The following is an 18,557-nucleotide window of genomic DNA, read 5'->3' as shown; positions in this document are numbered from 1 at the left end:
TCGGCGAGTTCACCTCACAACCCCGGTCTCCGCGGCCGGAACAATCCCAGACCCAACAGCTCTAGCGAAAATGCGAGGCGATTAAGTGGCACAGGAAGTGCTCAGCGACCTGAAGAAGGTGCGCAACATCGGCATCATGGCGCACATCGATGCCGGCAAGACCACCACGACCGAGCGAATCCTCTTCTACACCGGCGTCAACTACAAGATCGGTGAAACCCACGACGGTGCCTCGACCACCGACTGGATGGAGCAGGAGAAGGAGCGTGGTATCACCATCACCTCCGCGGCCGTGACCTGCTTCTGGAACAAGAACCAGATCAACATCATCGACACCCCGGGCCACGTCGACTTCACCGTCGAGGTGGAGCGCAGCCTCCGCGTCCTCGACGGCGCGGTCGCCGTGTTCGACGGCAAGGAGGGCGTCGAGCCGCAGTCCGAGCAGGTGTGGCGTCAGGCCGAGAAGTACGAGGTCCCCCGTATCTGCTTCGTCAACAAGATGGACAAGCTGGGCGCGGACTTCTACTTCACCGTCCAGACCATCAAGGACCGTCTCGGCGCCAAGCCGCTGGTCCTGCAGCTCCCGATCGGTGCCGAGGACAACTTCGACGGCGTCGTCGACCTGATCGAGCAGAAGGCCATCACCTGGCGCGGCACCGTCGAGATCGGCGCCGAGCCGACCATCGAGGAGATCCCGGCCGATCTGGTCGAGAAGGCTGCGGAGTACCGCGAGCAGCTCCTCGAGACCGTGGCGGAGTCGTCCGAAGAACTCATGGAGAAGTACTTCGGCGGCGAAGAGCTGACCGTCGAGGAGATCAAGGCTGCGATCCGCAAGCTGACCGTCTCCCGCGAGCTCTACCCGGTCCTGTGTGGCTCGGCGTTCAAGAACAAGGGTGTCCAGCCGATGCTGGACGCGGTCATCGACTACCTGCCGTCCCCGCTGGACGTGCCGTCGGTCGAGGGCCACGCGGTGGGCGACGAGGAGCAGATCCTCTCGCGCAAGCCGTCCGCGGACGAGCCGTTCGCGGCCCTGGCGTTCAAGATCGCGGCGCACCCGTACTTCGGCAAGCTGACCTTCGTGCGCGTGTACTCCGGCCGCATCGACGCCGGCACCCAGGTGCTGAACGCGACCAAGGGCAAGAAGGAACGCGTCGGCAAGCTCTTCCAGATGCATGCCAACAAGGAGAACCCGGTCGACGAGGCGGTCGCGGGCCACATCTACGCGATGATCGGCCTGAAGGACACCACCACCGGTGACACCCTGTGTGATCCGAACGCCCCGATCGTGCTCGAGTCCATGACCTTCCCGGACCCGGTCATCAACGTCTCCATCGAGCCGAAGACCAAGTCGGACCAGGAGAAGCTGAGCACCGCGATCCAGAAGCTCGCCGAAGAGGACCCGACCTTCTCGGTGCAGCTCGACGAGGAGACCGGCCAGACCGTCATCGGCGGTATGGGCGAGCTCCACCTCGACATCCTCGTCGACCGCATGCGTCGCGAGTTCAAGGTCGAGGCCAACGTCGGCAAGCCGCAGGTGGCGTACCGCGAGACCATCCGCAAGACGGTCGAGAAGCACGAGTACACCCACAAGAAGCAGACCGGTGGTTCCGGCCAGTTCGCGAAGGTCATCATCAAGCTCGAGCCGCTGGTCGACGCCGAGGACGGCGCGACCTACGAGTTCGAGAACGCCGTGACCGGTGGCCGCGTGCCGCGCGAGTACATCCCGTCGGTCGATGCCGGTGCCCAGGACGCCATGCAGTACGGTGTCCTCGCCGGTTACCCGCTGGTCAACCTGAAGGTCACCCTGCTCGACGGTCAGTACCACGACGTCGACTCGTCGGAGATGGCCTTCAAGATCGCCGGCGCGCAGGCCCTCAAGGAAGCTGCGCGTATGGCCAACCCGGTCATCCTGGAGCCGATCATGGCCGTCGAGGTCACGACTCCCGAGGATTACATGGGTGACGTCATCGGCGACCTGAACTCCCGCCGTGGCCAGATCCAGGCCATGGAGGAGCGCAGTGGCGCCCGTGTCGTGAGGGCACTGGTTCCGCTGTCGGAGATGTTCGGCTACATCGGAGACCTTCGGTCGAAGACCCAGGGCCGGGCTAACTACTCCATGGTGTTCGACTCGTACGCGGAGGTTCCCGCGAATGTGTCGAAGGAAATCATCGCGAAGGCGACCGGCGAGTAATCACCGGTTCGCACAGCGAACGCGCTGGCCGACAAGCGGGCGCACCAACGTAATTGAAAACCCCTGCTGGGATCCGCCCAGTAGAGCAACAACACAGTCCAGGAGGACAATCAAGTGGCGAAGGCGAAGTTCGAGCGGACCAAGCCGCACGTGAACATCGGCACCATCGGTCACGTCGACCACGGCAAGACCACCCTGACGGCGGCCATCACCAAGGTGCTGCACGACAAGTACCCGGAACTCAACAAGAGCTTCGCGTTCGACCAGATCGACAAGGCTCCCGAGGAGAAGGCTCGCGGTATCACCATCAACATCTCGCATGTTGAGTACGAGACCGAGAAGCGTCACTACGCACACGTCGACGCCCCGGGCCACGCCGACTACATCAAGAACATGATCACCGGTGCGGCTCAGATGGACGGCGCCATCCTCGTGGTCGCCGCCACCGACGGCCCGATGCCGCAGACCCGCGAGCACGTGCTGCTGGCCCGCCAGGTCGGCGTGCCCTACATCCTCGTCGCCCTGAACAAGGCCGACATGGTCGATGACGACGAGATCATCGAGCTCGTCGAGATGGAGGTCCGCGAGCTGCTGGCCGCCCAGGACTTCGACGAGGAGGCCCCGGTCGTCAAGGTCTCGGCTCTCAAGGCCCTCGAGGGTGACCCCGAGTGGACCAAGTCGATCGAGGAGCTCATGGCTGCCGTCGACGAGTCGATCCCGGATCCGGTTCGCGAGACCGACAAGCCGTTCCTCATGCCCGTCGAGGACGTCTTCACCATCACCGGCCGCGGCACCGTGGTCACCGGTCGTGTGGAGCGCGGCGAGATCAACGTGAACGAGGAAGTCGAGATCGTCGGCATCCGCGAGAAGTCGCAGAAGACCACCGTCACCGGTATCGAGATGTTCCACAAGCTCCTCGATTCGGCGCAGGCCGGCGACAACGCGGGCCTGCTGCTCCGCGGCCTCAAGCGTGAGGACGTCGAGCGCGGTCAGGTCGTCGTCAAGCCGGGCACCACGACCCCGCACACCGAGTTCGAGGGCCAGGCCTACATCCTGTCGAAGGACGAGGGTGGCCGCCACACCCCGTTCTTCAACAACTACCGTCCGCAGTTCTACTTCCGTACCACGGACGTGACCGGCGTCGTGACCCTCCCCGAGGGCACCGAGATGGTCATGCCGGGCGACAACACCGAGATGAGCGTCAAGCTCATCCAGCCGGTCGCCATGGACGAGGGCCTGCGCTTCGCCATCCGCGAGGGTGGCCGCACCGTCGGTGCGGGTCGAGTCACGAAGATCATCAAGTGATCCAATGATGATCCACTGACTCTCCGAGTCACGGGAGGCGCCCGGTCGCGAAAGCGGCCGGGCGCCTTTCTCTTTGCCGCAGCCGATTGCACCGATGACCGAGTGGATGTTCTGGACCGGCCTGGGCGTCACCGCGCTCGACGTCCTCATCGGGCTGGGGGTGGCATCGTCGACCTTCGGCGGCACGGTACGGCCGGTCGCCGAGCTGCTCGACGCCCTCGACGACCTCCGCGCGAGCGGCGCCCTCACCGAGGGCGGATACCGCAGTGCACGGCAGCGGATCGTCGATGAACTCTTATGCGCCAGTGTGATGCGGCACGCATCACCGCGGATCGTAGTCTCGTCTCCATGCGTGTCTTGAGTCGACGGTCCGAACCGGACCTCGCGGTCCGGGTGGCCGGTGACCCGAACCGGGATGTGCCGGTCGTCCTCGTCCACGGGATGGCGTCGGACCACTCGACCTGGCGGCACCTCGCCGCCGCACTGCGGCGCCGGGGACGCCCGGTCGTCAGTGTCGACCTGCGCGGGCACGGGCGCAGCGGGCGTCCGGACGGCCCCTACCGGCTCGACGACTTCCGCGACGACCTCGTCTACGTGCTCGACAACCTCGGCATCCACCACGCCGACGTCGTCGGGCACTCGCTCGGCGCCCACACCTCGCTGCGGCTGGCGATGTACGAACCGTCCCGCGTCCGGCGGCTTGTGCTCGAGGAGATCCCGCCGATGCCGCGTGACGAGGCGGACCTGTCCGAGAGCATCACGATGGAGTCGACCTTCGGGGAGCGGGTCCGCGGCATCCTCGCGCTCGCCCGCAATCCCTTTCCGTACGTGCGGTACGACAAGCGGATGGGCGAGGAGATCGTCGCGGAGTTCGACGTGTGCTCGCCCGACTGGTGGGCGCAGCTCCCGCGCGTCACCGCGTCGACGATGGTCATCTCCGGCGGCGAGCGCAGTTTTCTGCCGCCCCGGCACCTGCGGACCGTGGCCGACGCGCTGAAGGACTCGCGTTTCGTGACGATCGAGGCCGGGCACAGCGTGCACCGCGATCGGCGTGACGACTTCGTCCGACAGGTACAGGAGTTCCTGGCCTGAGGGCGGCGTCGTGCGGGGCCCTCAGGCCGTGGTGGTCCTACGTCGCCGGCTTGTTGTGCAGCTTGCGCGGGTCGACGCCGACCTTCTTCCAGCCCTCGTAGGCCCACGGTACGTAGAGGTACTTCATCGGTAGGCGGTTGAACAGTGGGTTGAGCGCCCGCATGAACGCCGCGAAACGCTGGAAGTTCCTCTCCTTCTTCTCATCCCACTCCAGGCCACAGACGTCGCGCATCTGCTGGGGCAGCGTGCCCACGATGACCGTGCGGATGAATGCGTTGAGCGGCGCCGACAGCACCTTCCACACCGGGGCGGGGATGTTCTTCGGCCGCGGCAGTCCCTGGCGGATGTAGCCGGTCGCGTAGACGACGGTCTTGTGCGGGACGAACCGGTTGAGCATGTCCTCCCAGTACTCGAGGAACTCCTCATAGGTCTCCGGCTGTCCGCGGTCGCTGACGCCGTAGAGCCGGTACCAGGTCTTGGACTCCTCGAAGATCTGGACCTTCTCGGCGTAGCTCAGCCGGCGGATGAAGGTGTCGGTGATGTAGAGGACCTGGTCGACAAAGGTCGCGTGCGCCCAGTAGAACAGCTCCGGGTTCAGGGCGTGGTAGCGCGAGCCGTCGCTGATGGTGCCCTTGATGTCGCGATGGAAGTCGCGAACCGTCCGCCCCCACTTCTCCGGTTCGGTGCTGTAGACGGTCTTCATGACCGGCGGCCCGGTGCGCTTCGCACGGCCGAGGAAGTCGCTGAAGATGACCGAGTGGTCGAGCACCGCCTGGCCGAGCTGCTCGATGCAGTTCTCGGTGCCGGCGAGACGCTGGAAGCCCAGGATGCCCCGGACGTCGCCGTAGAACTTCCACACCAGCGAATCGGCACCGAGGCGGGGCTGGGCGATCTCGGCCGCGGTCTCCGGGGTGTACTCGACGATGATCGGTTCCGCCTCGCGGATACCGGTATCGAATCCCTGGTTGACTGACATGAGGCCGAGGGTAGCGCACTTGGAACAAACTGTGAAGGTTGTTCCAACGATTCGTACAACCCTCGTTCACACCGATCCGGCCGACAAGGAGGACGTGATGGGCGACGACGCCCCGAACGGTGGGTGGGAGCTCCCCGACGTGGAGGAACTGCTGGCCACGGCCGTGGCCGTCCGGCTGCCGATGCGCACCCGCTTCCGCGGGCTCACCTGGCGGGAGACGATGGTGTTCGCCGGTCCCGCCGGCTGGGGCGAGTTCGGCCCCTTTGTCGAGTACGACGACCGGGAGGCGGCGAACTGGCTGAGGGCCGGGATCGAGGCGGCCTGCATCGGACCGCCGCCCGCGGTGCGCGACGCGGTCCCGGTCAACGCGACCGTGCCCGCGATCCCCGCCGACCGGGTGGCCGATCTGTTGAAGCGTTATCCCGGTGCCGGGACGGCCAAGGTCAAGGTGGCCGAACCCGGCCAGACCCTCGACGACGATGTCGCACGCGTCGCGGCGACCCGCGAGGTGATCGGGCGCGTCCGTGTCGACGCCAACGGGGGCTGGTCGGTCGACGAGGCCGTCACCGCCATCCGGGCCATCGGCGAGGTCGAATACGCCGAACAGCCGTGCCGGACCGTCGAGGAGTTGGCCGCCGTCCGGCGGGCGGTGGATGTCCCGATCGCCGCCGACGAGTCGATCCGCAAGGCCGATGACCCGTTCCGGGTGGTCGCGGCCGACGCCGCCGACGTCGCGGTGGTCAAGGTCGCGCCGCTCGGCGGGATGCGCGCGACGCTCGACCTCGCCGAGGGCCTCGGGCTGCGGGTCGTCGTGTCCAGCGCGCTCGACAGTGCCGTCGGCATCGCTGCCGGGGTCGCCGCGGCCGCCGCCCTCCCGGACCTCGATCTCGCCTGCGGGCTCGGGACCGGATCGTTGTTCACCGCCGACGTCGGACCGTCGTTCCTCATGCGCGACGGCGTCGTCGAACCGCGGTGGTTCGGCCCCGGCGATCATCTCGACCTCGACGCCCATGCCGCGGGCCAGGATCGGCAGGCATGGTGGCGGGACCGGTTGCGCCGGTGCCATCGACTCCTGGAAGAGGCCGCGTCGCGGTGACCGGGTCCCGCTAGGAACAATCTTGCCGATTTGTCTCAACTTGGTCTAGGATGCGACGTGGGTCACATTCGCGGCCCGATGGCGGGTTCGCGAATCGCGGCGCCGGCCCCGGTGGCGCGGCCGAGTGGAGGGAGAGGTCCATGGCATCTGTGTTGGCGACCCCGCCCGCAGGCAGCGACCTGCAGCCCGTGCCGTGCTCGCACCGAAACAGCATCCTCGAGATCATGTCGATGCGGCGCGACCCGTTCGCCTTCGCCGATCGTCGCCTCGCTGGGTTCGGGCAGGTGTCGGGACTCGACGCCTTCGGGGTGCAGATGGTCGTGAGCGGCAATCCGCGTGCGGCACAGGAACTCCTGATGAACAAGGACCGGGCGTTCGCCAACGGCCCGGCGTGGAGCCACTTCATCGGCCCGTTCTTCAACCGCGGCATCATGCTCCTCGACTTCGAGGAGCACCGCCATCACCGGCACATCCTGCAGCAGGCGTTCAGCACCACCGCGCTCAAGGGCTACATGCAGGAGATGCAGCCGATGATCGCCGACCGGGTGGCGGGCCTGCCGGAGGGGCGGGTGAAGCTGTTCGAGCAGTTCAAGGCGCTCACCCTCGACGTCGCGCTCGAGGTCTTCCTCGGTCTCGATCTGCCGAAGGACGAGGCCGACCGTATCAACAAGGCCTTCATCGACACCGTCCGCGCGGGCGTGGCCTATGTGCGCAAGCCCGTCCCCGGCGGCCGCTGGTGGAAGGGATTGCGGTCCCGCAAGGTCCTCGAGGAGTTCTTCCACACCCACATCCCCGCGAAGCGCGCCCGCGAGACCCCGGACCTGTTCTCCGTGCTGTGTCACGCCGAAAGTGAAGAGGGGCACGGCTTCTCCGACGAAGACGTCGTCAACCACATGATCTTCGTGTTGATGGCCGCGCATGACACGTCGACCATCACGATGACCCAGATGGCCTATCACATGGCCAAGCATCCCGAGTGGCAGGAACGGGTCCGCGCCGAGTCGCTCGAACTCGGTCCGGAACTCGGCTTCGACGGCCTCGGCGGCATGATGGCGCTCGACCTCGTCCTCAAGGAGTCGCTGCGGCTGTGCCCGCCGGTGCCGGCGCAGCCGCGCATGGCCGTGCGCGACACCTCGTTCCAGGGCTTCTACGTGCCGAAGGGCACCATCGTCACCGTCTCGCAGATGGCCAGCCACCGGGACCCGGAGTTCTACACCAACCCGGACATGTTCGACCCGGAGAGGTTCTCCCCGGAGCGGGCCGAGGACCGGTCGCACAGGTTTGCCTGGATGCCGTTCGGTGGTGGCGTGCACAAGTGCATCGGCCTGTATTTTGGCCAGATGGAGATCAAGACGATCTTGCACCACCTGCTGCGCGGGTTCGAGTGGTCGGTCCCCGCCGACTACGAGATCCCCATGGATTACAGCGCGATGCCCGTGCCCAAGGACAAGCTCCCCGTCACCCTCCGGCACCGGTGATCGCGTGGCAGACGAACTCGTGAAGGACGCCGTGAACCCCCCTGCAGTGAAGACCCCCGCCAAGACCCCCACGAGGACCAAGGGCAACCGCAAGGTCCGCAACACCGCCAGCCCGGCCGACCAGGAGGCCGCGATCCTCGCCGCCGCCGGCGCCGAGTTCGCCGCGGTCGGTGTGCGCCGCGCCAACGTCGACGAGGTCGCCGCGCGCGCCGGCGTCAGCCGCAGCACCCTGTACCGGCGCTTCCCGAACAAGGAGGCGTTGCTCTACGCGGTCGCCAACGACGCCTACGAGCGCAACATGCGCACCCTCGAGGAAGCGGTCAAGGGACTCGGCCCCAAGGAGGCCCTCGTCGAGGCCTTCGCGGTCGGCGCGGAGCTGGTCAAGAACGATCCGCTGCTGAGCCGGATGGTCCTCACCGACTCCGAGGTCAAGAGCGTCACCTCGCGGATGACGTCGTTGTTCATCGACATGGTCACCGACCGGGTCGCCGCCACGCTGCGTGAGGAGGGGGCGCAGATGCCGGTGGAGGACCTGCTCGAGGCCGTCGAGATCCATGTGCGACTCGTCATCTCGCTGCTGGAGACGCCCCCGTCCGATCCGGAGCGCAGCGAACCCGAGCGGGTCCGCGAATTCGCCGCCAAGTTCCTCGCCCCGATGATCTGGTGATCCCGAGCCGGTGATCGGCCACCCGACGCCGGCCGGGCCGGACGGACGCGAGTGCCCGCCCGAAGACAATCCGCACAACCCGCAAACCCGAACACCCGAGGGGGAACCAATGAGCCTGCGCGACAAACTGTCCCGGACGCCGAGCCGTGAGGACGTCCGGGCGGCACTCAACGACAAGGTCGTCGTGGTGACCGGTGGTGCACGCGGGATCGGCTTCGAGACCGCGACCCAGCTCTTCGACGCGGGTGCGAAGGTCGCCATCGGCGACGTCGACGGCGAGGCGGTGGGCAAGGCCGCCGCCGACCTCGGGATCGAGGGGATCGAGGTCGACGTCACCAAGCGGGAGTCCTTCGACGCGTTCCTGACCGAGGTCGAGTCGCGGCTCGGCCCGATCGACGTGCTCGTGAACAACGCGGGCATCATGCCGGTCGGACCGTTCCTGTCCTATGACGACACGATCATCCGCCGCACCTACGACATCGACGTGCTCGGCGTGATCATCGGCTCGCAGGAGGCCGCACGGCGGATGGTCAGGCGCCGCACCGGCCACATCGTCAACATCGCCTCGACCGCCGGCCGCATCCCGACGCCCGGCCTGACCATCTACAACGGCGCGAAGGCCGCCGTCATCGAGTTCTCCGAGGCGCTCAACGCCGAACTCGAGCCCGAGGGTGTCCGGGTCAGCGCGGTTCTCCCGACCTTCACCCGCACCGCGCTCATCTCCGGCCTCCAGACCAACAAGTTCATCCAGACCGTCGAGCCCGGCGAGGTCGCGGGAATCGTTGTCGACACCATCGCGCGGCCGGTCGTGCGGGTCTACGCACCCCGCTCGATGCGCTGGGCGGACTCCAGCCCGCTGTTCCCGCAGTTCATGAAGCGGTTCAGTCGCAAGCTCACCAAGCTCGACTCGATCTTCCTCCACCCGGACCGGCAGGCCCGTGCCGCCTACTCCAGCCGCATCCGCGGGGAGCAGGTCGACACCGAGGAGAAGAACCGCCTGTCGTCGTGAGCGCAACCCCGTCGACCATTCCGGCAGCCCGGGCGGCGCGGCGTGAGCTGATCGAGGCGCTCGAAGACCTGCACGACCTCGAGGTCGAGGCGGGACTTCGGCGCCCGGTGCCACGACGCCGGTGGCTGAGGCCGCTCGCGCTGGCCATCGTGGCCATCGCCCTCGCGGTGTTCGCCGTCCTCGCGTGGAACGACGCGCGTGACGCGTACACCGACGCCGACTTCGAACGTGCCGCCGCCGAACGTGTCTCGGTGCTCATCGCGCCGGACCACCGCGATCCGCGTCGTGCCCAGAAGATCCTCGCCGGCGCCACGGGAGCATTCCACGACGAGTTCGCCCAGTCCGCCGACGCCTACACGACCTTCGTGCGGGAACAGGGCACGGCGTCCTCCTCGTCGGTGGACGGAACCGGAGTGTCGGCCCGGAGGGGCGACACCGCAACCGTTCTCGTGGCCGCTACCGTGGTCTTCGACGGAGACGAAGCGAATGGCGACGGGGAACGCGCACGACGCTTTCGGCTGCGGGTCCTCGTCGAACCCGACGACGGCACGCTGAAACTCGCGGCGGTGCAGTACCTCCCATGAGTGGCATCCGGACCGAGAAGCCCATCTCCACCCGGGCCGCCGCGTTGCGGATCGCGGTGGCCGCGGTCGTGTTCGCCGCGGTGTTGGTCGCGGTCGGATTCGCCTGGCGCGCCGAGCGGTCCGGAGCCGACGACGCGGATGCCCGCGCCCAGCTGCGCGATGTCGCGGGGACGATCGTGGCCGACGTGTTCTCCGTCGACGCCGGTCGCTGGCAGCAGGACCGGGCGCGGGCCCGCGGCCTGGTCGCCGGCGAGTTCCTCGACAACTACGGCAGCCAGCTCGCGCGCCCGCCCGCCGACGGCGCCGTCTCGATCGTGTGGCGGCCGGAGACGGTCGGCATCGTGGTGGCCGACGCCGACGAGGGGCAGGCGCTCCTGCGGGTCGCGGTCACCGTGCGCGCCGCCGAGGCCACTGGTGATCCGGCCACGACGCGACGGTCGGTGCTGGCCCGCTTCGTGAGGGTCGACGACGCGTGGCGGCTCGCCGCGGCGGAGGTGATCGGGTGACGCCGGAGAGCATGGATCAGACCGACGGGGTCCCGACGCGCGTGCAGCTCGCGCGCGCTCATGTCGACGAGGCCACACGCGCCGCCCGCCTGGCCGTCATCGCCGCGACGCCCGCCCTCCGGGCCCGCGCGCTACGGCGGAGCGGCCGGCTGCGGATCGCACTGGCCGGTGTGGCCGCGCTCGTCGTCGTCCTGCTGGTCGTGGGTGCGGTGTCGGCGTGGCGGGTCCGTGGGTACGAGCACGAATCCGACCTCCGACGTGACGTCCTGGCGTCGGCGCGCGACGCGATCGTCACCATGCTGACCGCCGACCCCGGTGACGCCGAGGCATACGTCGACGCGGTGCTCGCCGTCAGCACCGGAGCCCAGCACGAGCGCATCGAGGCGGCCCGCGACGTGCTCGTCGCCGAGGTCGCCGGACAGCCCGGCCCCAGTGTCGGACAGGTGATCTCAGCCGGACTGGTCACCGACCCGACCTCCGGCGACGAGGGGGACGACGCCGATGTCCTGGTGGTCGCCGACGCGACCAACCCGGTGCTGCTCGGCGGACGGTCGCAGCTGGACGGCGCGGCCGACGTCGACGCCACCGCCGAACGGATCACCGCGCTGCTGACGATGGAACGCGCCGGTGACGGCTGGAAGATCGCCGAGGCGAGGTTGTCGTGACCGAACTCCTTCCGCCGCGGATGAGCCGCGCCCTCCGACGCCGGGTCGCCGCCCTGTACGTCGTCGCCGTCGCGGCACTGCTCGTCGCGGTGGTCGCCGGGATCGGGGCCTGGCGCGCCGATCAGGGGCTCGACGAGACCGGGCGCACCGCGATCCTGGAGGCCACCGGCACCGCGGTCACCTCGCTCATGACCTTCGCCCCCGACGACCCCCCGCAGCATCGTCGTGCCACCGACGCGCTCCTGGCCGATCCGCTCCGTCTCGAGTACCGCAACCGCGGCGTCGACGTGGTCCTCCCGGGTGCGCGGGCGTCATCGATCGGGCTGAAGACGACGGTCGTCGGCGCCGGGCTGTCCGAGCTCTCCGGCGACCGCGCGAAGGTGCTGGTGTTCCTCGACCAGAGCGCCACCGCCGCCGACGGGCAGAAACCTATAGGCTTTAGCGAAACGGCCGACGCAGGAGTTGCGAAGACCTCTTCCGCGAGGTGGGCATTCATGCGTAAGGTCAACGGGAATTGGCTGTTGTCCGACCTGCAACCGGTCGGCGACGTGACCCGCTGAGACACCCGACGCGGGATGTCACCGGACGTCCCGTGCGCATCGGTGTACGCGGTGAGAGGGGAGAGCAGATGAGTGGATCGGCCGCAGGAGTGGTCATCGTCGGGGCGGGGCTCGGTGGCGTCCGGGTCGCGGAGAACCTGCGCAACAACGGATACACCGACCCGGTAACCCTGGTCGGGGCCGAGGCCCACCCGCCCTACGACCGTCCGCCGCTGTCCAAGTCGGTGCTGCTGGGCAAGGACGACCGGGTCGACCTCAAGCCCGCCGGGTTCTACGACGATGCCGGCATCACCCTGCGGCTCGGCAACGCGGTGACCGGTGTGTCCCCGGCGGACAAGACCGTCACCCTGGCGTCCGGCGACATCATCGCCTACGACCACCTCGTGCTCGCCACCGGCCTCGTCCCGCGCCCATTCCCGGGCCTGACCGAAGGTGTCTCCGGTGTGCACATGATCCGCACCTACGACGACGCGGTCGCGCTGCGGGAGCAGATCGATTCGGCGACGAACGCAGTCGTGGTGGGCGCGGGGTTCATCGGGTGCGAAATCGCGGCCAGCCTCACCGCGCGCGGACTGCGCGTCGCGCTCGTCGAACCCGCGCCCACGCCGCTGGCGGTCGCCCTCGGCGAGAAGATCGGCGCACTCGTCGCGCGCCTGCACACCGACAACGGCGTGGATCTCCGCACCGGCGTCGGCGTCGGCGAGATCGTGGTGGGCGAGGACGACGAGGTGCGATCGGTGAAGCTCGACGACGGCACCGAACTGCCCGCCGACATCGTCGTGGTCGGCATCGGGTCGATTCCGGTCACCGACTTCCTCGAGGGGTCGGGCATCGAGCTCGCCGATCGTTCCGTCGGTGGCGGGATCTCCTGCGACGCAACCGGACACGCCGGCGTCGAGAACGTCTACGCGGTCGGCGACGTCGCCAACTGGCGCGATGCGGACGGTACGCCGCGGCGTGTCGAGCACTGGAACCACACCGTCGAACAGGCGTCCGTGGTCGCCCACCAGATCGTCGGCGGCGCCGCGGTGGCCCCGGCGGTCCCGTATTTCTGGAGCGACCAGTTCGACCTCAAGATCCAGGTACTGGGGGAGCCTCGTGCCGATGACGACGTCCACGTGGTCGACGACGACGGCAAGAAGTTCCTGGCCTACTACAGCCGCGACGGCATCCTGACGGCCGTCGTCGGTGCGGGCAAGGTCGGCGCGGTCATGAAGACCAGGCCCAAGCTGCAGACCCCGACCCCGATCGCCGACCTCCTCTGAGACGCGCCGATGGGGGTCGAGCTCACCGCGGCCGCGGTCGAGGCGGCCGCCGCCGAACTCGCCGATCCCGAGCGGGCCGCCGGCCTGGCCCGGTTCTTCCAGGCCCGGCCGGGCGGATACGGCGAGGGCGACGAGTTCATCGGTCTGCGTGTGCCGCAGCAGCGGGCGATCGCCCGGCGCTTCCGCGGCATCGGTCCCGATGAGGTTGTCCGCCTGATCGATTCACCGATCCACGAGCATCGTCTGATCACGCTCTTCCTGTTGCGCGCGGAGTTCGAGAAGACGCTGCGCGGCCGGTCCGGGCCGGACTGGCCGGGCGCGAAGGGTTGGGTCGACCTCTATCTCGACGCGGTGCGGCGCGGCCGGGTGAACAACTGGGATCTGGTGGACTCGTCGGCCGACTCGGTGCTCGGGGAATACTGTTTCCTCCGCGGCGAGACGGCCGTCATCGTCGAACATGCCGCGCAGGAGGATCTCTGGCGGCGGCGAGTCGGCATCATCGCGACCTTCGCCCACATCAAGCACGGCGACGCGTCGGCGCTGCTGGCCGTGGCGCCGCTGGTCCGCGACGACCGCCGCGACCTCGTCCAGAAGGCGTTCGGCTGGATGCTGCGTGAGACGGGCAAGCGTGTCGACGAACAGATCCTGCTCGACTACCTCGAGGCCAACGCGGCCCGGATGGGCCGCACCGCACTCGGATACGCACTCGAGCACCGCAGCGCCGAGGAGCGGGCGTACTTCCGGGGGCTCAGGTAGGTCAGCGCTCCCGCGCGACCCTGAGCGCCGCCCAGATCATCGGGAACTGGAACGGCAACCGGGCGAGAGCGACGATGCGGTAGCGCAGCGGCCTGTCCCACCACAGCCGCACCATGTTCAGGTTCGCCGGATACACCGTCACGAACAGCAACGCCGACAGATACCCGGAGAGCCGGCGGGTGCGGGGGACGAGAAGTCCTGCGCCCAGCGCGATCTCGGCGACCCCGGACGCGTAGGTGAGCGCTCGGGGGTCACCCGGGATCTCCTCCGGGACGATCTCGTCGAACGGCTCGGGCGCCAGGAAGTGCAGCACTCCGATGCCGAGCAGCATGGACGCGAGCCCGCGCGCCAGCAACGCCGGATCGGGTCGGGGGCCACCCGCGCGTGGTTCGGGCCGGGTGATGCGGGTGACGGCCATGGGATCCGGCTCCTGTGTCGGCGGTGGACGTGTCGGCGAGACCGTGTCGGCGGGGGACACCTCACGCTGTCACGGATCGGCGCTCAGAACTCGATCTTCAGTGAATCCGAGGTCGGGCGGGCCTGGCAACCGAGGATGTACCCGTCCTCGATGTCCTCCGGGTCGAGCGCGCCGGTGTTCTCCATCTCGACCGTGCCCTCGGTGAGAGTGCATGCGCACGAACCGCATTCACCCTCCTGGCAGGAGTACGGCGCGTCGAGTCCGGCGGCGAGCATGATGTCGACGAGCGTCCGCTTCCGCGGCCAGGAGAGCTTGTGGGTCTCACCGTCGAGTTCGACCTCGACCGTCGCCGCGTCGGCCTGCTCCTCCTCGGTGACCTCCTCGAGCGCGACGTCGGCGAACGGGTCGCCCGACAGCGAGTTGTAGACCTCGGTGTGGACGTTGTGATGTGGGAAGTCCGCCTGCGACAACGCCTTGTGCACGGCGTCCATGAACGGGCCGGGGCCGCACAGGTATGCGACGTGGGTGCGGGCGTACGGCGCGAACACGGAGGTCAGCGCGGTCGCCGTGGGCAGTCCCTGCAGCGACTCGAGCCAGTGGATGACCGTGAGCCGATCGGCGTGTGCGTGGAGCAGGTCGCGCAGCTCCGACGCGAAGATCACGTCGTTCTCACTCCGGTTGGCGTAGAAGAACACCAGCGGCGCGCTGCTCTTCTTCAGCGCGGCCTTGAGGATCGACATCACCGGCGTCACGCCGCTGCCGGCGGCGATGAGCAGCAGCGGGTCGTCGTAGGACTTCGGGGTGAACACGCCCGACGGCGGCAGCACCTCGATCTGGGACCCGGGCGTCAGGTTGTCGCACACCCAGTTGGAGCCGTAGCCGTCGACGGTGCGCTTGACCGTCACCTTGGGCCGCGCGTCGGTGAACGGCGACGACGCCAGCGAGTAGCACCGGGCCACCGAACCGGTGAGATCGCTCGGGATGCGCAGGGTCAGGAACTGTCCGGGCTTGTAGTCGGTGAACGCCGCCGACGCCGTCTCGGGCACCTCGAACTCGAAGGACTTGGCATCCGACGTCTCATCGATCACCTCGGCCACGGTGAGGATCACGCTCCGTGAACCATGAGGGGTCAGGTCAGACATGTGCAGCTCTCCGACGTCGAGGACCGGGCTCGCCCCGGACCGAATTAGAACACGTTCTAGTTCAGAATAGCCCACCGGGTGGGGTCACCACGAGGGCATGCCTCCGCCAGCGTAGTCAGGCGATGGCGTCGTCTCCACGGACGTCGCGGGTCAGTGCGGCCACGCCGTCGGCCATCGTCCGCGCCCCCGTCTCGATGAGTTCCTCGAGATCGCGCTCGGGGTGGGCGAGCCACTGCTCGTAGGCGGCGAGCGCCGCGCCCAGGGCCAGCCAGCCGACGGTCTGGGGGAGGGGGTCGTCGGGCCGCAGGCCGAGCCGGGCGGCCGCGAACTCGGCGACGACCTGCCGCCAGTCTGCATACATGATCATCGAATGTGCCTGCAGCGCAGGAACTCCCAGGAGCAGCGACATGCGGCGGCGGTGGTTGTCGATCTCCTCGGGCGGCACGCGGTTGAACGACACCAGTGCCTCGACGAGGGCGTCGGCCATCGGGGTGTCGTCGGGGATCTCGGCCAGGAGCGCGCGCAACTCGTCGAGGTGGCTGTCGAACTCGCCCCACGGGAGTTCGTTCTTCGACGAGTAGTAACGGAACAGGGTGCGGCGCGCGATGCCGGCGGCCTCCGCGATGTCGTCGACGCTGGTCTCGTCGAACCCGCGGGTGGTGAACAGGTTGATCGCGACCGCGCTGATCCGGGCCCGGGACGAGGCCGGGCGCCGACCGGGCGGGTTGCGCTGCGGACCTGCGTCCGCCTTGTTGGTCGTCATCGAGAGCACACCCTATGTGACCTGCTCGTTCGTTGGCCAGAAGGTCGTCGCAGATCCCGACCCGCGACCTGACCGTTTGGACGGTTTCGGCGTCGACTCTGGTTTTCTGCACCGAGTGCCACTACAGTCACACGTGATCGCAGTCACGATCAACCACCAAGAGAGGAATGGATCATGGCAGATCAGTCCGCGGTGAACGCCCAGAACGACGAGCTCATCGCCGAGTCCCTCGTCGAAGAGGTGTCGATCGACGGGATGTGCGGGGTCTACTGATGTCGGCCCCGACATCGAATCCGACCCCCGGCGGCCGTGCCCCGGTCGCCGGGGTCCGGTTCGACACCCCCGCGACCGACGCGACCGCATCCGCGCAGATCGACCCCGCGCAGGGCGGTCCCGTGCAGAACGAGCACACAGGGAACGACGCCGCGCAGTGCGGGGCGGCGCAGAAGGGTTTCGACACCTTCGCGGCATGGGAGCTCAACCCGAAGGTGGCGTTGCGGCCCGAACCGTTCGGCGCGTTGCTCTACCACTTCGGCACCCGCAAGCTCTCGTTCCTCAAGAACCTGACGGTGGTGGGGATCGTCCGGTCCCTCGCCGACCACGACTCCGCCGAGGCGGCCCTGCTGGCCGCCGGCATCACCCCCGCCCAACGGCCGCTGTACGTGCAGGCGCTCACCGCGCTCGCCGACAGCGGGATGATCACCCGCCGCGCCGCCTGAGAGTCGCCGGCCCCGACCCCCGCGCCGCAGCAGTAGCTCAGCCCACCACCCAGACCATTAGGACCGCCACGATGACGACCATCGAGATGCCGCCCACCGCAACAGGACTCACCACCCCGCCGCCCGTCGGTGCCGACCAGCCGCCGAAGGTGGGTCGCCTTGTCGACCAGTTCGAACGCGGCCTCGACGCGCCGATCTGCCTGACCTGGGAGCTCACCTACGCCTGCAACCTGGCGTGCGTGCACTGCCTCTCGTCGTCGGGCAAGCGGGACCCGCGCGAGCTGTCGACCGAACAGTGCAAGGCGATCATCGACGAGCTGCAGCGCATGCAGGTCTTCTACGTCAACATCGGCGGCGGCGAGCCGACCGTGCGCCCGGACTTCTGGGAACTCGTCGACTACGCCACTAGCCATCAGGTGGGGGTCAAGTTCTCCACCAACGGACTGCGCATCGACAAGGAGGTCGCCGCCCGACTCGCGGCGTCGGATTACGTCGACGTGCAGATCTCGCTCGACGGCGCGACCGCCGAGGTCAACGACGCCGTGCGCGGCCCCGGTTCGTTCGACATGGCGGTCCGTGCGCTGGAGAACCTCGCCGAGGCGGGTTTCCGGGACGCCAAGATCAGCGTCGTGATGACCCGGCAGAACGTCGCCCAGCTCGACGAGTTCAAGGCGCTCGCCGACCGGTACAACGCGACGCTGCGCATCACCCGACTGCGTCCGTCGGGTCGCGGCGCCGACGTCTGGGACGACCTGCACCCGCTGCCCGAGCAGCAGCGCGAGCTCTACGACTGGCTTGTCGCACACGGTGATCGGGTGCTGACCGGTGACTCGTTCTTCCACCTGTCGGCCTTCGGCTCCGATTCCGGCGGCGGCCTGCCGGGCCTCAACCTCTGCGGCGCCGGTCGCGTGGTGTGCCTGATCGACCCGGTCGGCGACGTGTACGCCTGCCCGTTCGCCATCCACGAGAATTTCCTCGCGGGGAACATCCTGACCGACGGCGGATTCCAGGAGATCTGGCAGCGCTCCGAGCTCTTCCGGGAGCTGCGGGAGCCGCAGAACGCCGGTGCCTGCACCAGGTGCTCGCACTTCGACGCCTGCCGCGGCGGCTGCATGGCGGCCAAGTTCTTCACCGGCCTGCCGCTCGACGGCCCCGATCCCGAGTGCGTCCAGGGCCACGGCGAACGACTGCTCGCCGGTGAGCGGGTGAAACCGACTGCGAACAAGGATCATTCGCGTGGTACCCCGCTGACCCTGATGACCCGCCGGCCGGACGGCGACCTCGCGCCGATCGGCCGCCTCACCAAGTCCTGTGATGAGAACCCGCTGGCCGGGTTCACCCCTGCCGCGCGGTAACCGACCCGCG

21 protein-coding genes are annotated in these 18,557 nt (G+C 68.4%); 17 read left to right on the top strand and 4 right to left on the bottom strand.

What is annotated here, in order from left to right; all coding sequences use genetic code 11:
- Nucleotides 1–85 precede the first annotated feature (85 nt).
- From fusA to ABFT43_RS07780, 4 genes are all read left to right on the top strand, one after another.
- The gene (gene fusA / locus ABFT43_RS07795; protein WP_347959809.1) at nucleotides 86–2,191 is read left to right on the top strand and encodes an elongation factor G; all 2,106 of its coding nucleotides are present in this window, start codon (nucleotides 86–88) and stop codon (nucleotides 2,189–2,191) included.
- A gap of 114 nt (nucleotides 2,192–2,305) precedes the next feature.
- Nucleotides 2,306–3,496 carry an elongation factor Tu gene (gene tuf / locus ABFT43_RS07790; protein ID WP_347959808.1) on the top strand — a complete coding sequence of 397 codons (1,191 nt, stop codon included), beginning with the start codon at nucleotides 2,306–2,308 and terminating at the stop codon, nucleotides 3,494–3,496.
- 94 nt (nucleotides 3,497–3,590) lie between these two features.
- Nucleotides 3,591–3,857, top strand: coding sequence for a hypothetical protein (locus tag ABFT43_RS07785; RefSeq protein WP_347959807.1), 267 nt, complete (start codon nucleotides 3,591–3,593; stop codon nucleotides 3,855–3,857).
- A complete protein-coding gene (locus ABFT43_RS07780) occupies nucleotides 3,845–4,588 on the top strand; it encodes an alpha/beta fold hydrolase (RefSeq protein ID WP_347959806.1) in 744 nt (247 codons plus the stop codon). Before ABFT43_RS07785 ends, ABFT43_RS07780 begins: the two co-directional genes overlap by 13 nt.
- Before the next feature lie 37 nt (nucleotides 4,589–4,625).
- Here ABFT43_RS07780 and ABFT43_RS07775 read toward each other — a convergent pair whose 3' ends face one another.
- Nucleotides 4,626–5,564, bottom strand: coding sequence for an oxygenase MpaB family protein (locus tag ABFT43_RS07775; protein WP_347959805.1), 939 nt, complete (start codon nucleotides 5,562–5,564; stop codon nucleotides 4,626–4,628).
- Nucleotides 5,565–5,661: 97 nt separating this feature from the next.
- On the opposite strand from ABFT43_RS07775, the gene ABFT43_RS07770 reads away from it, so the two are divergent.
- The 10 genes from ABFT43_RS07770 to ABFT43_RS07725 all read left to right on the top strand — a co-directional run bounded on the left by ABFT43_RS07770 (nucleotide 5,662) and on the right by ABFT43_RS07725 (nucleotide 14,150).
- Entirely contained in the window at nucleotides 5,662–6,660 is a 999-nt protein-coding gene (locus ABFT43_RS07770) for an o-succinylbenzoate synthase (RefSeq protein ID WP_347959804.1), read from the top strand.
- A 140-nt stretch (nucleotides 6,661–6,800) separates the two neighbouring features.
- Nucleotides 6,801–8,138 (top strand): cytochrome P450, encoded by a 1,338-nt coding sequence (locus tag ABFT43_RS07765; RefSeq protein WP_347959803.1) that lies wholly within the window; start codon nucleotides 6,801–6,803, stop codon nucleotides 8,136–8,138.
- Between the two features lie 4 nt (nucleotides 8,139–8,142).
- Nucleotides 8,143–8,805 carry a TetR/AcrR family transcriptional regulator gene (locus tag ABFT43_RS07760; protein WP_457590117.1) on the top strand — a complete coding sequence of 221 codons (663 nt, stop codon included), beginning with the start codon at nucleotides 8,143–8,145 and terminating at the stop codon, nucleotides 8,803–8,805.
- Between the two features lie 109 nt (nucleotides 8,806–8,914).
- Nucleotides 8,915–9,814 carry an SDR family oxidoreductase gene (locus tag ABFT43_RS07755; RefSeq protein ID WP_347959802.1) on the top strand — a complete coding sequence of 300 codons (900 nt, stop codon included), beginning with the start codon at nucleotides 8,915–8,917 and terminating at the stop codon, nucleotides 9,812–9,814.
- A complete protein-coding gene (locus tag ABFT43_RS07750; protein WP_347959801.1) occupies nucleotides 9,811–10,398 on the top strand; it encodes a hypothetical protein in 588 nt (195 codons plus the stop codon). The genes ABFT43_RS07755 and ABFT43_RS07750 overlap by 4 nt, the downstream gene beginning before the upstream one ends.
- Nucleotides 10,395–10,904, top strand: coding sequence for a hypothetical protein (locus ABFT43_RS07745; RefSeq protein WP_347959800.1), 510 nt, complete (start codon nucleotides 10,395–10,397; stop codon nucleotides 10,902–10,904). Before ABFT43_RS07750 ends, ABFT43_RS07745 begins: the two co-directional genes overlap by 4 nt.
- Before the next feature lie 11 nt (nucleotides 10,905–10,915).
- On the top strand, nucleotides 10,916–11,569 hold the full coding sequence (locus ABFT43_RS07740; RefSeq protein ID WP_347960087.1) for a hypothetical protein: 654 nt from the start codon (nucleotides 10,916–10,918) through the stop codon (nucleotides 11,567–11,569).
- Nucleotides 11,566–12,129, top strand: a complete 564-nt coding sequence (locus tag ABFT43_RS07735) for a hypothetical protein (protein WP_347959799.1) — start codon at nucleotides 11,566–11,568, stop codon at nucleotides 12,127–12,129. Before ABFT43_RS07740 ends, ABFT43_RS07735 begins: the two co-directional genes overlap by 4 nt.
- Nucleotides 12,130–12,197: 68 nt before the next feature.
- Nucleotides 12,198–13,394: an NAD(P)/FAD-dependent oxidoreductase gene (locus ABFT43_RS07730; RefSeq protein WP_347959798.1), complete on the top strand. Its 1,197-nt coding sequence runs from the start codon at nucleotides 12,198–12,200 to the stop codon at nucleotides 13,392–13,394.
- Nucleotides 13,395–13,403: 9 nt separating this feature from the next.
- Complete coding sequence (locus tag ABFT43_RS07725; RefSeq protein WP_347959797.1) at nucleotides 13,404–14,150, top strand: DNA alkylation repair protein; 747 nt, start codon at nucleotides 13,404–13,406, stop codon at nucleotides 14,148–14,150.
- Nucleotide 14,151: 1 nt separating this feature from the next.
- Here the strand turns inward: ABFT43_RS07725 and ABFT43_RS07720 are convergent, their stop codons facing one another.
- The 3 genes from ABFT43_RS07720 to mftR form a co-directional block, all read right to left on the bottom strand.
- Nucleotides 14,152–14,568 carry a DoxX family protein gene (locus ABFT43_RS07720; RefSeq protein WP_457590116.1) on the bottom strand — a complete coding sequence of 139 codons (417 nt, stop codon included), beginning with the start codon at nucleotides 14,566–14,568 and terminating at the stop codon, nucleotides 14,152–14,154.
- 83 nt (nucleotides 14,569–14,651) lie between these two features.
- Nucleotides 14,652–15,710, bottom strand: a complete 1,059-nt coding sequence (locus ABFT43_RS07715; protein WP_347959796.1) for a ferredoxin--NADP reductase — start codon at nucleotides 15,708–15,710, stop codon at nucleotides 14,652–14,654.
- Nucleotides 15,711–15,825: 115 nt separating this feature from the next.
- Complete coding sequence (mftR, locus tag ABFT43_RS07710; RefSeq protein WP_347959795.1) at nucleotides 15,826–16,473, bottom strand: mycofactocin system transcriptional regulator; 648 nt, start codon at nucleotides 16,471–16,473, stop codon at nucleotides 15,826–15,828.
- Between the two features lie 174 nt (nucleotides 16,474–16,647).
- Here mftR and mftA point away from each other — a divergent pair, with 174 nt between their 5' ends.
- From mftA to mftC, 3 genes are all read left to right on the top strand, one after another.
- On the top strand, nucleotides 16,648–16,746 hold the full coding sequence (gene mftA, locus ABFT43_RS07705) for a mycofactocin precursor MftA (protein ID WP_347959794.1): 99 nt from the start codon (nucleotides 16,648–16,650) through the stop codon (nucleotides 16,744–16,746).
- Nucleotides 16,746–17,192, top strand: a complete 447-nt coding sequence (gene mftB / locus ABFT43_RS07700; protein WP_347959793.1) for a mycofactocin biosynthesis chaperone MftB — start codon at nucleotides 16,746–16,748, stop codon at nucleotides 17,190–17,192. Before mftA ends, mftB begins: the two co-directional genes overlap by 1 nt.
- A gap of 71 nt (nucleotides 17,193–17,263) precedes the next feature.
- Nucleotides 17,264–18,547, top strand: coding sequence for a mycofactocin radical SAM maturase (mftC, locus tag ABFT43_RS07695; RefSeq protein WP_347959792.1), 1,284 nt, complete (start codon nucleotides 17,264–17,266; stop codon nucleotides 18,545–18,547).
- Nucleotides 18,548–18,557 lie beyond the last annotated feature (10 nt).

It is taken from the genome of Gordonia aurantiaca (assembly GCF_039939235.1).
Classification (GTDB): domain Bacteria; phylum Actinomycetota; class Actinomycetes; order Mycobacteriales; family Mycobacteriaceae; genus Gordonia.
Note: the sequence above shows the minus strand (reverse complement) of the source record. Positions and strands in the feature narration are given on the sequence as shown.

Bases quoted from the DNA above. Each gene is read 5' to 3' on its own strand.
- ABFT43_RS07785 (WP_347959807.1), top strand. From the start codon at position 3,591: ATGACCGAGTGGATGTTCTGGACCGGCCTGGGCGTCACCGCGCTCGAC.
- ABFT43_RS07780 (WP_347959806.1), top strand. From the start codon at position 3,845: ATGCGTGTCTTGAGTCGACGGTCCGAACCGGACCTCGCGGTCCGGGTG.
- ABFT43_RS07775 (WP_347959805.1), bottom strand. From the start codon at position 5,564: ATGTCAGTCAACCAGGGATTCGATACCGGTATCCGCGAGGCGGAACCG.
- ABFT43_RS07770 (WP_347959804.1), top strand. From the start codon at position 5,662: ATGGGCGACGACGCCCCGAACGGTGGGTGGGAGCTCCCCGACGTGGAG.
- ABFT43_RS07765 (WP_347959803.1), top strand. From the start codon at position 6,801: ATGGCATCTGTGTTGGCGACCCCGCCCGCAGGCAGCGACCTGCAGCCC.
- ABFT43_RS07755 (WP_347959802.1), top strand. From the start codon at position 8,915: ATGAGCCTGCGCGACAAACTGTCCCGGACGCCGAGCCGTGAGGACGTC.
- ABFT43_RS07745 (WP_347959800.1), top strand. From the start codon at position 10,395: ATGAGTGGCATCCGGACCGAGAAGCCCATCTCCACCCGGGCCGCCGCG.
- ABFT43_RS07740 (WP_347960087.1), top strand. From the start codon at position 10,916: ATGGATCAGACCGACGGGGTCCCGACGCGCGTGCAGCTCGCGCGCGCT.
- ABFT43_RS07730 (WP_347959798.1), top strand. From the start codon at position 12,198: ATGAGTGGATCGGCCGCAGGAGTGGTCATCGTCGGGGCGGGGCTCGGT.
- ABFT43_RS07725 (WP_347959797.1), top strand. From the start codon at position 13,404: ATGGGGGTCGAGCTCACCGCGGCCGCGGTCGAGGCGGCCGCCGCCGAA.
- ABFT43_RS07720 (WP_457590116.1), bottom strand. From the start codon at position 14,568: ATGGCCGTCACCCGCATCACCCGGCCCGAACCACGCGCGGGTGGCCCC.
- ABFT43_RS07715 (WP_347959796.1), bottom strand. From the start codon at position 15,710: ATGTCTGACCTGACCCCTCATGGTTCACGGAGCGTGATCCTCACCGTG.
- mftR (WP_347959795.1), bottom strand. From the start codon at position 16,473: ATGACGACCAACAAGGCGGACGCAGGTCCGCAGCGCAACCCGCCCGGT.
- mftA (WP_347959794.1), top strand. From the start codon at position 16,648: ATGGCAGATCAGTCCGCGGTGAACGCCCAGAACGACGAGCTCATCGCC.
- mftB (WP_347959793.1), top strand. From the start codon at position 16,746: ATGTCGGCCCCGACATCGAATCCGACCCCCGGCGGCCGTGCCCCGGTC.
- mftC (WP_347959792.1), top strand. From the start codon at position 17,264: ATGACGACCATCGAGATGCCGCCCACCGCAACAGGACTCACCACCCCG.